The sequence below is a fragment of the Lichenihabitans psoromatis genome, from assembly GCF_004323635.1.
Classification (GTDB): domain Bacteria; phylum Pseudomonadota; class Alphaproteobacteria; order Rhizobiales; family Beijerinckiaceae; genus Lichenihabitans; species Lichenihabitans psoromatis.
In genome coordinates this window covers 1,851,176-1,864,208 of record NZ_CP036515.1, presented here as the reverse complement: position 1 = coordinate 1,864,208, position 13,033 = coordinate 1,851,176, and the positions used below count along the sequence as shown (strand labels likewise).

The following is a 13,033-nucleotide window of genomic DNA, read 5'->3' as shown; positions in this document are numbered from 1 at the left end:
GGCCGCCCCCATCGCCGTGTTGTAGGACGGCGACAGCCTTGCGGTCATCGGAGGATCGCATCTCGATCTTTGTGACCAAGTCTCAGCCAAACTGACGCTTCGTCGGTCGCGTCACACCATAAAAACAAGGCGGCGGCGTGAACCTATTAGCCCATCTTCAGTCGGTCGCGACTGCCTCTCCGCCCTTCGTGTTCAAGCAGTCCGATGTGGCCCGTGTGGCCACTACAATGTTCTCGGATCGGTATGCTGATTTCGACCGCCTGTCGCGCGTCTTCGAGACCAGCGGAATCGTCACGCGGCATGCGGTCCGTCCCATGGAATGGTACGCCCAGCCGCTCGGCTGGCCCGAGCGGACGGCGGCCTTCATCGAAGGCGGCGAGGCGTTATTTATCGAGGCAGCCACCAAGGCGCTCGCGGCGGCCAATCTTTCAGCTGCCGATGTCGATACCGTCGTCACGGTGACCTCGACGGGGGTCGCCACGCCCAGCCTCGAGGCGCGGGTGGCAGCCCGGATGGGGTTCCGCTCCGACATCGGGCGGGTGCCGGTGTTCGGCCTCGGTTGCGCTGGCGGCGTCTCGGGGGTCTCGATCGCGGCCCGGCTGGCGGTGGCGCGGCCCGGCACCAACGTGCTGCTGGTGGTGGTCGAACTCTGCACCCTGTCGTTCCGGCTCGACGAGCTGACGAAGGCCAATATCGTGGCGACGGCGCTGTTCGGCGACGGCGCCGCAGCATGCGTGCTGCGGGCCGGCGACGGTGGCCTCGCGGCCATCGAGGCCGCGGGCGAGCATACCTGGCCCGATACGCTCGACATCATGGGGTGGAGTGTCGACCCCCAGGGCTTCGGCGTCATCTTCGCGCAAGCCATCCCGCCCTTCGCGCGCGAGAACGTCGGGCCTGCGGTGAAGAGCATTCTGGCCCGCTCCGGTCATCGGATGTCGGACGTTGATCGCTTCGTCTGTCACCCCGGTGGCCGCAAGGTCGTGTCGGCGCTGGAGGGCGCGCTGGAGCTGACGCCGGGGTCGCTCGACCATGAACGCACGGTGCTGGCGTCACACGGCAATATGTCCGCCCCCACCGTGCTGTTCGTGCTGGACCGCGTGATTCGGGCGGGCCTGCCGGATTGCTCGGTGCTCAACGCCATGGGGCCCGGCTTCACCTCGAGCTGCGCTGTCCTGAGGAAGACCGTTTGAGCCTCGCGGTTTTGGTCCTCACGCTCGTGACGCTGCAGCGCCTCGGGGAACTCGCGCTGGCGCGTCACAACACCCGGCGATTGCTCGATCAGGGCGCCGTCGAGGCGGCACCCGGCCACTATCCGGCGATCATCGCTGTGCATGGGCTGTGGCTCGCGACGCTATGGATCCTGGGCTGGTCGGCCGCCGTGCGGCCCGCATGGCTTGTCCTGTTCTGCGTGTTGCAGGCTCTGCGAGTCTGGGTCATCGGCACGCTCGGCCCGCGCTGGACGACGCGCATCATCGTGCTTCCCGCCGGCGCTCTGGTGCGGCGCGGACCGTATCGCTGGGTGAGCCACCCCAACTACATGGTCGTGGTGGCCGAGATCGCGGTGCTGCCGCTCGTCTTCGGGCTGCCCTGGGTGGCGCTGGTCTTCTCGATGCTGAACGCCGCCGTGCTGGTCGTCCGCATCCGGGCCGAGAGCCAGGCTCTCGCCGGGACGAGGCATGCTGGCGCACGCTGAGACCGAGCGGACGCCCGTGACCGTCGCGATCGGCTTCATGGCCATGTGCGTCGGCATGTTCATGGCCATCCTCGACGTGCAGGTCGTGGCCACCGCGCTGCCGACCATTCAAGGTGCGCTGAAGGTCGCGCCGTCGGCGATGAGCTGGCTGCAAACCGCCTACCTCATCGCCGAGGTGATCGCGATCCCGCTCACCGGTCTGCTGACGCGTGCCCTGACGATGCGCTGGCTGTTCGTTATCGCGGTTTCGCTGTTCAGCCTGGCTTCGGTCGGCTGCGCCGCAAGCCACAGCTTCGCGACCCTGGTGGGGTGGCGCATCGTGCAGGGTCTGGCTGGCGGCACCCTGATCCCGGCGGTCTTCGCGGCCGTGTTCGTGCTGTTCCCCGGTCCGCCAGCAGGGGCTTGCCACCACGCTGGCCGGCGTGCTGGCCGTACTCGCGCCGACCGTCGGGCCCATCGTCGGAGGCTGGATCACCCAGACCTTCTCCTGGCACTGGCTGTTCCTCATCAATGTGCTGCCCGGCGCCGCGGCGGCGCTCTGTGCCGGCTTGGCGCTGCCACGGCATCCGCTTCGCCTCACGGCCCTGAAGCGGCTCGATACCGCAGCCCTGGCGCTGCTCGCCCTGGGCCTTGCGACACTGGAGATCGGGCTTAAACAGGCGCCGCAAAGCGGCTGGGGCTCCGGCGAGGTGCTGGGTCTGCTGGCCTGCAGCGCTCTTGCCCTGGTCTGGCTCGTCGTAAGGGCGCTTGCGCGACCGCACCCTTTGATCGACATCGCGCTGTTGCGCGATCGGGCTTTTGCGATCGGATGCGGGCTCAGCTTCGTGCTCGGCATGGGCCTGTTCGGCACCATCTACCTGATGCCGGTGTTCCTGGCGCTGGTGCGCGGTCATGACCCGTTGGCGATCGGTGAAACCATGCTGGTGACGGGGGTCGCGCAACTGCTGGCCAAGGTCGCCCGTGTCACGACGCAGGCACGCGATCAGGATCGCAGCCGAGGGCAGCGTGAAGCCGCACCACGCCGCCAAGCCGACCGGCCAGCTTCGCCCGCATGATGCCTAACACCGCAACCCGGCTGCCGGCGGGCCCAAGCTGGGATTGGCAGAGCCTTGATCTGCTGAACGTTAGCTTCTCGACCTGTGTTTTCTAAAGCGGTCATTCCGCGTTCGGCCAATTTCAGTCGTAGAGCAGCCGGACAGCTTCGCGCCCATCAACGAGGCGTGAGCGGCAGAATACCCGTCTCGAAAGCAGCCCTTTCAGGATGTGGAGGCGATCGCTTGGCGATCGATGCCGAGGCTGGTCAAGCTCTTGACCATCAACGAGAGCCGTTAGGTTGCCGTACGAGTCCGAATGAAGGAACGTCGTATTCTACAGGGTCGCCGCACTCGCGTGCGCTAGGTCTATGGTTCGCGGCGCCTTCGTCGACTGTGAGATTCGCCTGTCTCGTCATCATCATATCGCGATCGGCCTCAGCGCCTTTCTCATCGTGGCCGTCATTGCAGCCTATGTCTCAGGCGCGTCGCACTGTCTGAGCCTGCAAGCCGTGTTGGCCGAACGACAGACGCTCCTCGGCTGGACAGTTCAGCACGCCGGCCTCACCGCACTGGGCTTTGTGGTCCTCTACGTCGCCGTCGCGGCGGCGGCCATTCCAGGAGCTGCCGTTCTCAGTCTGCTTGGCGGGTTCCTATTCGGACGCTGGCTTGGGACTGCCCTCGTGGTGATCGGCGCAACCCTCGGGGCCGCGATCGTCTTCTCGATCGCGCGCAGTGCGCTGGGGGAGCCGCTCCGGCGGCGTGCCGGGCCCCTCTACGACAAGATATCGGCCGGCGTGACCGCTCATCCCATCGAGGTGCTGCTGTTCCTTCGCTTTATGCCGCTTTTTCCGTTCTTTCTGGTCAATCCTGCGGCGGCGCTGTTCGACCTCCGCCTGACGACCTTCCTGGTGACCACGGCCATCGGCATTGCACCGGCGGCCTTCATCTACAACAGCCTCGGCCGGGAGATCGGAACGGTATCCAGCCTGTCCGGTCTGTTGTCGCCCGGCGCCTTGGTGGCCCTGTTCGGGCTCGCCGGCCTTTCGCTCCTGCCCATCCTTCTCAGGTCCTGGAGACCTTGGGCTCGAAGTAGCGCACCGCACGGAGAGGACCGGGGATGACAGACCATGCGTTCGACGTTTGCGTCATCGGGGCGGGATCGGCGGGCTTATCGGTCGCCGCGGGATGCGCGCAACTTGGCCTCGCGACGGCTCTGATCGAACAGGGCGCCATGGGCGGAGAGTGCCTGAATACCGGGTGCGTGCCGTCCAAGGCGCTGTTGGCCGCGGCCAAACGCGTGCATGCCGCTGCGGCCCCAAAGATGGCCGGTCTTGGCGACGGCGATCCGACGATCGATTTCGGCGGCGTCAAGGATGGCATCCAAAACGTGATCGACAGGATCGCGCCGTATGACTCGGCGGCGCGGTTCGAGGGCATGGGGGTGACGGTGCTGCGTGGCACGGCCCGCTTCGAGAATGCCCGCACGCTCACGCTCGGCACCGGTCGAGTTCGCTCGCGCTGGATCGTCCTAGCCACGGGGTCGCGTCCAACGATCCCCTCGATCCCCGGGCTCAACGCCGACACGATCCTGACTAACGAGACGATCTTTCGGCTGCGCCACAAACCCGACCATCTTCTGATCCTCGGCGGCGGCCCCATCGGGGTGGAAATGGCTTTCGCCCACCGCCGTCTCGGCGTTCCTGTAACCTCATCCAGCGCGGCACGATCCTGCCACGCGACGAGCCCGAACTCGTCGGGGAGCTACGCCAGGCGATGCACGACGCCGACATCGCGGTTCGCGAACACGCCACGATCGAGCGCGCGACGCATGGCCCGGGTACGGTGGCGATGACAGTGCGACAAGGCGGCGAGAGAGCGGTCATCACGGGCTCGCATTGTCTGATCGCGACTGGCCGAACCCCGGCCATCGGCGCGCTCGGCCTAGACGCCGCGGGTATCGCTAGTACGGCGCGCGGCATTACCGTCGATGGCCGCCTGCGCACCAACCAACGCCATGTCTTCGCGCTGGGCGACGTCATCGACGGGCCCCGCTTCACCCATGCGGCGAGCTACCAGGCCGGCATCGTGGTTCGCAACATCGCGTTCCGGCTCCCCGCCCAAGTCGATTACCGGGCACTTCCCTGGGTGACCTACGCCGATCCGGAACTCGCCCACGTCGGCCTGACGGAAGCGGCCGCGCGTACCCGACACGGCGACCGGGTCGGCGTGCTCAACGTGCCGCTCGCCCGAAACGATCGCGCCGTCGTGGAGCGCCGGACCGCAGGATCGCTCAAGGTCGTGGTGGATCGCGGCGGCCGGATCCTCGGTGCCTCGATCCTGGCACCCGCGGCGGGCGAGATCATCGGCCTGTGGTGCCTGGCGATCAGCCGCAAGCTGACGCTGAGGGCGGTCGCGGGTCTGATGCTGCCCTATCCGACCTTCGGCGAAACCGCGAAGGCGGCTGCGAGCGATTACTATAAGCCGGCACTCTTCAGCAAAACGACTCGCCGCCTCGTCGGAGCACTGGGCTGGCTGCCGCGATGACACGCTTGGCGGGCGCGGGTGGCGCCGGCCGCCGCGTTGTGCTCCTGGTGGGGGCCGGTCACGCCCATGTCGAGGTGTTGCGATCGTTCGCCATGAAGCCTGTGCCCGGTGTCGACGTCGTGCTCGTCACGATGAGCCAATTCACCCCCTATTCCGGGATGCTGCCGGGACTCGTAGCCGGCCTCTACGGGTTCGATGACGCCCATATCGATGCGGGCCGCCTTGCCGACGTGGCTGGAGCGCGCTTCGTCGAAGGAATCGTGATCGGTCTCGATCTAGCGGCACGCGAGGCCCGCTGCGCCGATGGGAGCATCATCGGCTACGACGTTCTGTCGCTCGATATCGGCATCAGTCCGGCCGCCGCTGCTGTCCCTGGTGCTGCCGAGTACGCCCTTCCGGTCAAGCCGATCGGCGGCTTTCTCAGCCGCTTCGACGATCTGCTGGGGCAGGTGCGGGCGGGTTGCGTGTGCCGCATCGCGCTGGTGGGGGGTGGGGCCGGCGGGGTCGAACTCGCCCTGGCGGTTGCGCATCGCCTGCGGCTTGTAGCCCGCGGTGCTGGAAAGGACCCGGGGTCGATCGATCTGCGGCTCGTCACGCGCGGGTCCCGCATCCTTCCCGCTTTGCCCGCTGGCGCCTCTCGCCGGCTGGAACGGCACCTGTCATCACGGCGCGTTGCGCTCCTGTGCGACGCCCGCGTGACGGCCGTCGCGGCCGACCATCTGCAAATCGAGGGTCGTCCGCCCTTGCCCGTGGAGGCGGTGCTGTGGGTGACCCAGGCGGCGGCACCGGTTTGGCTGCGCGGCACCGGCCTGCCACTGGACCCATTGGGTTTCATTCAGGTTGACGCGGGGCTTAATGTGCGACGGCAGTCCGGCGTCTTCGCCGTGGGCGACGCGGTGCGCTTCGGGCCGCGCGATCTGCCCAAGGCAGGCGTCTATGCGGTCCGGCAGGGGCCAGTTTTGGCCGATAATCTCCGACGGGCCCTGGTTGGCGATCCGCCGCGACCGTACCGGCCACAACGCGACAATCTGGTGCTGATCTCGACGGGCAGTCGACATGCGGTTGCCGTCCGCAACGGCCTCATGGTCGAGGGTGACTGGGTGTGGCGCATCAAGGATTGGCTCGATCGGCGCTGGATTGCGCGCTACCAGAACCTGTGAGGGGCTGACGGGGGCCGGAAAAGGCCGCCCAGCCCCACCACCATCGCGTGACTGTCGTCACCAGGCAGAGCGCGGCGAAGACCCAGGCGAGCGGCGCGAAGGCCCGCGGCCACAGCGTCATCGCGACGAAGAACGCGATCGTCTCAAAACCTTCCGTGATGCCTCCGAGATAGTGGATGCCCTTGTGTGGGAACACCGCCGGTGCGAGGCCCCGGCGCGCTTCGACGGCCGCGAAGGCCAGGAAGCTGCTGGTGGATCCCATGAAGCCGAACAGCAGCGCCGCGGCGGCAAGCGCATTGGCTTTCGGATCCGCAATCGCGAAGGCAAGAGGGACGGTGGCGTAGAAGACGAAGTCGAGGGCGATGTCGAGAAACGCGCCGCGGTCTGTTGGCCCAACGTGCCGGGCGACCGCGCCGTCCAGACCGTCCATGATCCTGTTCAGGAGGATGAGGCCCAGGCCGGTCCAGAACGCGCGCGATGCAACGCAGGCCGATCCAGCGATCCCGACAAGAAACCCCGCGACGGACAGCATGTCGGCCGTAAAGCCGCGGCGGGCCATCCAGCGCGCCGGCGCGGCATAGACAGCGCGCAGTACGGGCTGAAGTCGAGCGTCGATCATAGCGGGGCCCTTCTCGCAGGTACCGGGACGAGTCGACCATCCGCGATGGCGAAGATCGGGCCGCCCGCCGCAGTTGCGTCAGCCTCGTCGTGCGTCACGAGAAGCGTTGGAAGCCGCCTTTCGACGGCGCGGGCGAAGACCAAGTCTCTGACCTCGGCGCGCAGCGTCGCATCGAGCTTGCCAAAGGGTTCGTCGAGAAGCAGCGCGCGCGGCTCCGACAGCAGGGTCCGCAGCAGGGCCACGCGGGCCTTCTGGCCGCCGGACAGGGACGCAGGATCGCGGGGTCCGAACCCGGTCAAGCCGACGCTTGCCAAGCCGCGTTCGACAGCCGCGAGACGGCTCACCCGGGTTCTGTAGACGGCACGGGGAAGCCCGAACAGCAGGTTGCCGGCGACGGACAGATGGGGAAACAGGATCGGGTCCTGAAAAAGGATCCCGAGGCGACGTAGCGCGGCCGGCTTGTCGTCGAGCCGGGTGTCGCCGAGCCGGATCGTTCCGCTCGCGGTGAAGGCCATGGGATCGAGAAAGGCGCCCGCATACGCCAACAGCGTCGACTTGCCCGACCCGCTCGGCCCCATGATGGTCACGATCTCGCCGGGCGCGACCGTGAGCGACACCGCTTGCAGCAACGGGGCGCCGGTGGCGCGAAAGCGAAGCGTGACATCCGTGAGGTGCAGCGGCAGGGCGCCATCGGCCATCATGGTCTCATGCCGCCTCGTCGACGGAAGAGCAGGAATGGAGCGCCGAGCGCAAGCCCATAAGCCGCAAGCGGCAGCGCTGCCTGCAGCATGGCTAGCACGCCGATGATCCGCCGGTCACCGCCACTCGACAGGGTCACCGCCTCGGTCGTGAGGGTTGCGATACGGCCCGCGCCGGCGAACAGCGTCGGCAGATATTGGGCGAAACTGACCGCGAAGCCGACGGCGGCCGCGACCGCGATGGGCCGGATCAGGAGGGGCAGCTTCAACGCGAAGAACACCCGCGCCCGTCCCGCGCCCAGGGCGGCGCCCGACGCCGCGTAGCGGGGATCAAGCGCGAGAAACGGGTCGCTGAGGGATAGCAGCACGTAGGGCAGCACGAAGATGAGGTGGCTCCAGGCGACCGCGATCAGCGTGCCATCGAGGTGGAGTCTGACGAGGAGGACCTGCATACCGAACAGGAAGGCGATCTGCGGCACGAGCAAGGGCGCGAATACGAGGGCCTGCATTCCTAGCCCGAGCCGCCCGCGCTGTCGCTGCATATGTTCGAGGCACGCAAGCGACAGGACCAGCGCCGACCCCACCACCGCTCCAGCGACCGCCACCGTGACCGCTATTGTCCCGAGCGAGTGTTGCGCCTGACCGGTCCAGGTCGCGAGGGTGAAGGCGACGGGTCGCGCGTCCGGAAACGGCCAGAGGCGGGCCACCGACCACAGCGCCTGCCCGGTTCCGCCGGCAAAGGCCGCTGCGCCCAGGACGACGGCGAGGCGCGCAGCCGACCAGAGGATCATGTCCAAGAGAGGGTTGGGGCCACCGCGTTCGACCCAGACCCGCGCCAGCCAGGCGACCGGCCACTCCGCCACCCACCAAAGAGCGCCACTGGCGAGCACGATCAGCATGATCAGCATGGCCGCGGCCGCCGCAGGCACATACATGCTCAGATCGTAGTTGGTGAGCCACCGGACCGCGAGAACCGCAAGCGGCGGCGGATTACCCGGCGCGAGGATCAGGGGCATGTCCACAACCGACAGGGAGAAGGCGAGGACCGCCAGCATCGGCAATCTGACCTGCCGGTACACCGAGGGGAACACGACCTTGATCCATGCGACGGCGAGCGGATCACCGAGTGCACCCGCGGCGGCCATCAGTGATCGCGCCGGGACCTGCGCCGAGGCCGAGATGATCATCAGCACCAGATAGGGCGTTTCCTTGAGCGTGAGGCCGAGCACCATCGCCAAGCCCCAGGGATCGCGGAGCGTGACGAGGTCGCCGGGCGGCAGCGTCCAGCCGGTCGCCCAGGGCGACAGAAGCCGGACGATCCAGCCGCTTGGTGCGATCAGAAATGCGAAGCCCAGCGCGATCGCGCTGTGGGGGCTGGCGAGGATTGGTGTCTGCAACCGGGTGAGCCAGCGCCAGCTCGGACGGGTAAGGGCTTCGGCGGAGAAAGCCACCGCGAGAGCGAAGGACAGCAGCGCCGCGCCGACGCCCGTCACAAGCGTCAGCCGTAGCGCCGTGACGAAGCCCGGCATGTGAAACAGGACAATGAACCCGGCGAGCGAGGGATGGGTCCGGCCGAGCGACGGCATGACGTCGAGAGCGGGAAGCCCGGTGAAGATCAGCCCGGCCAAGACCGGCCCGGCGACGAGTAGGATCGTGAGGAATGGAGCCCAGCTCAACATGGCAGCCGGTTACTGACTGGTCCGCCGCTCCCATTCCCCGGTGATCCGCGTCATCCACGAGGGATGCGGCTCCAGCAGCGGGGCGCCGAGCTGCGCGTTGGTCGGCATCCCGGCCCTGTCGTCCACCTTCTGGAACATTGCGCGTTGCGTCGGATCGAGCGCCGCGAGGTCGAGCACCGTAAAGCTGCCCAGCACGGCGGGATCCTGCGCGCGGGCCTGGACCTCCGGCGCGAGCAGCAGGTTGGCGATCACCATGGCGCCGTCCCGATGGGCCGCATCGTAGGGGATCGCGACGAAACTCGTATTGCCGATCGTTCCTCCGTCCAGCACGTGGACGCGCGCCGATTTGGCCAGAGTGCCATTCGCGATCCCGTTTGCGGCCTCTGCGGGGTTGAACGAGATCGCCGTGTCGATCTCGCCATCGGCGAAAAGCTGCAGCAGCGTGGCACCGGTTTCTGGGAAGTCACGACCATCGTGCCAGAGATGCGGCCGCAGCGCGTCGTACCAGCTCCAAAGCGCCGCGGCGGCAGTCTGGAAGGTCGCGTCCGTCGCGGCTTGCTGCAGAATATCCCGGTCCGGGACCAAGCCGACGAGCGCCTGTTTTAGGAACGTTGCGCCGAGAAAGTTCCTCGCATTCGGATGGGTCAGTCGGCCCCGGTGGGCCTCGGCCCAGTCCAGCATCGCGGACGCTGTCTTGGGCAACCCCGCCAGCGGCGTTCGGGCCTCGTCGTAGACGAAGACCACCTGGGCGATCCGCCAGGGCGACTCGAGCCCGTTCACTGGGATCGTGAAGTCGATGAGGTTTGATGGCTTGCGCTTATCGACGTAGCGCCAGTTGGGCAGATCCGTCGCGAACGGGGCCGACAAGAGGCCTTGATCCTTCATGGCGACGAAGTTGGGCCCGTTGATCCAGACCAGGTCGACCGATCCGCCGGTCGAGCGTCCGGCCGCCTTCTCAGCCAGAACCCGGGTCACCGCCTCGGCGGTGTCGGTCAGCTTGACATGCACAAGGTCGATCCCGTGACGCGCCTTCGTCTCTCCGGCTATCCAATCCAGAAAGGCGTTCGTCTGCGGATCGCCCCCCCAAGCGTTGAAGTAGACGGACTGTCCACGTGCCCTGGCCTCGATGAACTCCCAATCAGCTGACTGCGCCCAAGCCGGCACCGGCAGAACGCCAACGGAGAGGGCCAGACCTGTGAAGAAATCACGTCGCCGAATCATATTTAAACCAGTCGAGGCGAGAGCGCGATCTGCCCGGCGCACGCAAACGCGGCATCGGTCTAAACACTTCTACAGCAGAAGATCGACTCCACGAAGCGGGCTCGAGACGGCTTCGGTCGAATGCCCGGGCCAGGGCCGGCGGCGGTGCGCCCATCATTGCCGTCCAGGGGCCGCGAAGTCGTTCCAGAAAGCAGCCGTTCCCAAGCCATGTGGATTGCAGGAGATTCGCACGGCTTGCCGGGCCGAATTGGATCAGTCGCTTAAGCCGTGCGAAACTCCGGTGCGAGGCTGGAGCGCCTCACGGCACTCTTCAGCTACGCCAAAGGGGACACGGACGGGTAATCCCTCGACGCGCAGGTCGCCGAACTGAACGCGGCGGGCTCCGAGATCGTGTTCCACGAAAAGATCTCGGACATCGTCACGGATCGAGGCCATGAAGCGTGCCGTCCCTACCACCCAGGCAAGGGACGTCCTGCTCGTGACTAGGCTGGACCGTCTCGCCCGCAGCAACCGGGATCTGCTGAACATCCTCGACACACTGGGTAAGAAGGGCGTGGGCATTCGATCGATCCGGGCCGCGTGGGCGTATACTAAAACACCGCATGGCCGACTTATGCTAAGGGTTTTCGGCGTCCTCGCGGAGTTCGAGCGGGAGCCGATCCTAGCTTGGATGGGCGAAGGGCTGTAGCGTGCCAAGGAGCACGGGGTCCTGATGGGCCGCAAGCCGAAGCTGACGCCCGCCAGCGGCGGAAGGCCTGGTAGCGACGCGTGAGTGAGCCTATGTCGCTGACTTGAGGTCTTGGCGCAGGTCGCCTTCCCCGGTGTCCGATCGAAACTACGAGTGAGGGGCCTAGTCCTCCGCCTCGTCGACAGATCTCGACGTGCTGAGGCGAACCGTGTTCGAGGCCCAGCGTTGGGCCTCGTCCCAACCCGCCAACCATAGATGTCTAATCGACCCTATATCGGGGTATGGACAGGTGCCCTGTTCGAGACCATGCTCGTAGGCATTTTGGCCTTCGACGAAGCTCAACTCTTCGGGATCGGCCATGCGTTTCCCTCGTTTGATACTTGAGGAGACCCATCAAAGCTGCCTCTTAGATGACAAGAGTCACCAGTTATTGCGTAACTGACATTCTTGGTAATCTTCTCTGAAGCGCAAACGCATCGCCAGCGGATCCTTATTCAACGCTCATGATTAGTAAACTATTTTGCGACTGCAAATTTGAATAGTCAGTATGCAATATTGCAATAAGATAGAACAAATTATTCGTCCGTCCCCCCGATCGCCGTCGCGTCGATGTCGGTTTCAAGTTCGGTCATTTCTGGCCAGCGTCGGCGGAAAGCGCACGGAGCGAGAAGCGCGGCCTCACTTCGGAGGTCGTGAAAAGACCCTCGCTATCGTTCTGGAAAGGTTTTCGACCGAATGCGGCTTTTCAAGAAGTTCGAAATCCTAGACCCCATCCTCCGATAAGTATGGCTGTAATGGAATTTCAGGAGCGCGGATAAAGCGGAGGCGTAATGCGTAGGCGCTTCGCGAGCGCAACCCCGCCCATTCCCGGCATGACCACGTCGGAAAATACGACGTCGAAGTGATCCTCATCCAGCTTGGGCAAGGCACACTCGGCGCTCGTCGCCCGGGACGTTTGGTATCTGAGATCCCCCAGGGTTTGGGTGGCAAAGTTCCCTACATGGATGTTGTCCTCCACGACCGGGAGCCGCAGGCCCGTTCCGTTCGTAACCGCATTCGCTTCCGCCACTTCGTCGAAGGACCGCGCCGGCACTTTTTCGACCTCGGGTAGGGACAGATCGAAAGTCGTGCCTCTCCCGACCTCGCTCGTCACGTCGACATCGCCGCCGGACTGCTTGGCGAATCCGAAGACCCCAGATCCGTTCCCTTGCCAACCTCTCTCGTCGTGAAGAAAGGCTCGAAGATGCGGGCAATCCGCTCCGGTGGGATCCCAGACCCGGTGTCGGCGACCGAGGTCGCCACGAAGGGTCCGGCATTCCGTCCGTGCCCCCGGATCATCCGAATCCCGCAGCCGCCGGTCTTAGACAGCGACAGCGTCCCGACGCCGTCCATCGCAACTCTGGCGTTGACGGCCATATTGACCACGCGGTCTCGAACTGGCTGAGGTCGGCGCGAACGTGACAGCGTTCTTCGGACGCATTCGTCATGATGCCGATGCGGGAGCCCGTCACCGCATCGAGCATTTCGACCACGGCGCCGAGGCGCACGCCTACGTCGAACACTTCGGACTTCAGCGCCGAACGGCAGGCGAACGCCTGGAGTTGGCAGGTCAGCTGGGCCGCGCGGTCGACCGTATCCGACACCGCGACGAGATAGCGTCGCCTTCGTTCGTCCGTGATGCCTGCGCCGACCGATGA

Annotated in this window: 15 protein-coding genes and 1 pseudogene; 9 read left to right on the top strand and 7 right to left on the bottom strand. The window is 66.1% G+C overall.

The window, feature by feature from the left end; translation table 11 throughout:
* Positions 1 to 137 precede the first annotated feature (137 nt).
* The 7 genes and pseudogenes from EY713_RS08660 (at position 138) to EY713_RS08635 (ending at position 6,431) form a co-directional block, all read left to right on the top strand.
* Positions 138 to 1,190, top strand: coding sequence for a type III polyketide synthase (locus tag EY713_RS08660; RefSeq protein ID WP_131114436.1), 1,053 nt, complete (start codon positions 138 to 140; stop codon positions 1,188 to 1,190).
* Positions 1,187 to 1,693, top strand: a complete 507-nt coding sequence (locus tag EY713_RS08655; RefSeq protein WP_131114435.1) for an isoprenylcysteine carboxyl methyltransferase family protein — start codon at positions 1,187 to 1,189, stop codon at positions 1,691 to 1,693. Before EY713_RS08660 ends, EY713_RS08655 begins: the two co-directional genes overlap by 4 nt.
* Positions 1,677 to 2,673 (top strand): annotated as a pseudogene (locus EY713_RS08650) (DHA2 family efflux MFS transporter permease subunit); the annotation flags it as partial. The gene EY713_RS08655 and the pseudogene EY713_RS08650, both read left to right, overlap by 17 nt.
* Before the next feature lie 422 nt (positions 2,674 to 3,095).
* Positions 3,096 to 3,848 (top strand): TVP38/TMEM64 family protein, encoded by a 753-nt coding sequence (locus EY713_RS08645; RefSeq protein ID WP_131114434.1) that lies wholly within the window; start codon positions 3,096 to 3,098, stop codon positions 3,846 to 3,848.
* Complete coding sequence (locus tag EY713_RS23140; protein WP_281015371.1) at positions 3,845 to 4,579, top strand: FAD-dependent oxidoreductase; 735 nt, start codon at positions 3,845 to 3,847, stop codon at positions 4,577 to 4,579. The genes EY713_RS08645 and EY713_RS23140 overlap by 4 nt, the downstream gene beginning before the upstream one ends.
* The gene (locus tag EY713_RS23315; protein ID WP_281015370.1) at positions 4,501 to 5,271 is read left to right on the top strand and encodes an FAD-dependent oxidoreductase; all 771 of its coding nucleotides are present in this window, start codon (positions 4,501 to 4,503) and stop codon (positions 5,269 to 5,271) included. Before EY713_RS23140 ends, EY713_RS23315 begins: the two co-directional genes overlap by 79 nt.
* Positions 5,268 to 6,431: an FAD-dependent oxidoreductase gene (locus EY713_RS08635; RefSeq protein ID WP_131114433.1), complete on the top strand. Its 1,164-nt coding sequence runs from the start codon at positions 5,268 to 5,270 to the stop codon at positions 6,429 to 6,431. The genes EY713_RS23315 and EY713_RS08635 overlap by 4 nt, the downstream gene beginning before the upstream one ends.
* On the opposite strand, the gene EY713_RS08630 is transcribed toward EY713_RS08635, so the two are convergent.
* The 4 genes from EY713_RS08630 to EY713_RS08615 are packed head-to-tail and all read right to left on the bottom strand — an operon-like array spanning position 6,382 to position 10,648.
* The gene (locus tag EY713_RS08630) at positions 6,382 to 7,050 is read right to left on the bottom strand and encodes a CDP-alcohol phosphatidyltransferase family protein (RefSeq protein WP_131114432.1); all 669 of its coding nucleotides are present in this window, start codon (positions 7,048 to 7,050) and stop codon (positions 6,382 to 6,384) included. The genes EY713_RS08635 and EY713_RS08630 overlap by 50 nt on opposite strands.
* Positions 7,047 to 7,748, bottom strand: a complete 702-nt coding sequence (locus EY713_RS08625) for an ATP-binding cassette domain-containing protein (protein WP_131119466.1) — start codon at positions 7,746 to 7,748, stop codon at positions 7,047 to 7,049. The genes EY713_RS08630 and EY713_RS08625 overlap by 4 nt, the downstream gene beginning before the upstream one ends.
* A complete protein-coding gene (locus EY713_RS08620; RefSeq protein ID WP_131114431.1) occupies positions 7,748 to 9,427 on the bottom strand; it encodes an ABC transporter permease in 1,680 nt (559 codons plus the stop codon). The genes EY713_RS08625 and EY713_RS08620 overlap by 1 nt, the downstream gene beginning before the upstream one ends.
* A 9-nt stretch (positions 9,428 to 9,436) precedes the next feature.
* Positions 9,437 to 10,648 (bottom strand): ABC transporter substrate-binding protein, encoded by a 1,212-nt coding sequence (locus EY713_RS08615; RefSeq protein WP_131114430.1) that lies wholly within the window; start codon positions 10,646 to 10,648, stop codon positions 9,437 to 9,439.
* A gap of 433 nt (positions 10,649 to 11,081) precedes the next feature.
* On the opposite strand from EY713_RS08615, the gene EY713_RS23540 reads away from it, so the two are divergent.
* On the top strand, positions 11,082 to 11,336 hold the full coding sequence (locus EY713_RS23540) for a recombinase family protein (protein ID WP_131114429.1): 255 nt from the start codon (positions 11,082 to 11,084) through the stop codon (positions 11,334 to 11,336).
* A 162-nt stretch (positions 11,337 to 11,498) separates the two neighbouring features.
* Here the strand turns inward: EY713_RS23540 and EY713_RS08605 are convergent, their stop codons facing one another.
* From EY713_RS08605 to EY713_RS22980, 3 genes are all read right to left on the bottom strand, one after another.
* Positions 11,499 to 11,696 carry a ribosome modulation factor gene (locus tag EY713_RS08605; protein WP_131114428.1) on the bottom strand — a complete coding sequence of 66 codons (198 nt, stop codon included), beginning with the start codon at positions 11,694 to 11,696 and terminating at the stop codon, positions 11,499 to 11,501.
* A gap of 442 nt (positions 11,697 to 12,138) precedes the next feature.
* On the bottom strand, positions 12,139 to 12,489 hold the full coding sequence (locus EY713_RS08600) for a response regulator (RefSeq protein WP_131114427.1): 351 nt from the start codon (positions 12,487 to 12,489) through the stop codon (positions 12,139 to 12,141).
* On the bottom strand, positions 12,486 to 12,752 hold the full coding sequence (locus EY713_RS22980) for an ATP-binding protein (RefSeq protein WP_131114426.1): 267 nt from the start codon (positions 12,750 to 12,752) through the stop codon (positions 12,486 to 12,488). The genes EY713_RS08600 and EY713_RS22980 overlap by 4 nt, the downstream gene beginning before the upstream one ends.
* A 41-nt stretch (positions 12,753 to 12,793) precedes the next feature.
* Here EY713_RS22980 and EY713_RS22975 point away from each other — a divergent pair, with 41 nt between their 5' ends.
* A complete protein-coding gene (locus EY713_RS22975; protein ID WP_131114425.1) occupies positions 12,794 to 13,033 on the top strand; it encodes a hypothetical protein in 240 nt (79 codons plus the stop codon).

Excerpts from the sequence above, each read along its gene's own strand:
- EY713_RS23140 (WP_281015371.1), top strand. The coding sequence starts at position 3,845 with ATGACAGACCATGCGTTCGACGTTTGCGTCATCGGGGCGGGATCGGCG.
- EY713_RS08605 (WP_131114428.1), bottom strand. The coding sequence starts at position 11,696 with ATGGCCGATCCCGAAGAGTTGAGCTTCGTCGAAGGCCAAAATGCCTAC.
- EY713_RS08645 (WP_131114434.1), top strand. The coding sequence starts at position 3,096 with ATGGTTCGCGGCGCCTTCGTCGACTGTGAGATTCGCCTGTCTCGTCAT.
- EY713_RS08630 (WP_131114432.1), bottom strand. The coding sequence starts at position 7,050 with ATGATCGACGCTCGACTTCAGCCCGTACTGCGCGCTGTCTATGCCGCG.
- EY713_RS08625 (WP_131119466.1), bottom strand. The coding sequence starts at position 7,748 with ATGGCCGATGGCGCCCTGCCGCTGCACCTCACGGATGTCACGCTTCGC.
- EY713_RS08615 (WP_131114430.1), bottom strand. The coding sequence starts at position 10,648 with ATGATTCGGCGACGTGATTTCTTCACAGGTCTGGCCCTCTCCGTTGGC.
- EY713_RS22980 (WP_131114426.1), bottom strand. The coding sequence starts at position 12,752 with ATGGCCGTCAACGCCAGAGTTGCGATGGACGGCGTCGGGACGCTGTCG.
- EY713_RS08635 (WP_131114433.1), top strand. The coding sequence starts at position 5,268 with ATGACACGCTTGGCGGGCGCGGGTGGCGCCGGCCGCCGCGTTGTGCTC.
- EY713_RS08620 (WP_131114431.1), bottom strand. The coding sequence starts at position 9,427 with ATGTTGAGCTGGGCTCCATTCCTCACGATCCTACTCGTCGCCGGGCCG.
- EY713_RS23315 (WP_281015370.1), top strand. The coding sequence starts at position 4,501 with ATGCACGACGCCGACATCGCGGTTCGCGAACACGCCACGATCGAGCGC.
- EY713_RS23540 (WP_131114429.1), top strand. The coding sequence starts at position 11,082 with ATGAAGCGTGCCGTCCCTACCACCCAGGCAAGGGACGTCCTGCTCGTG.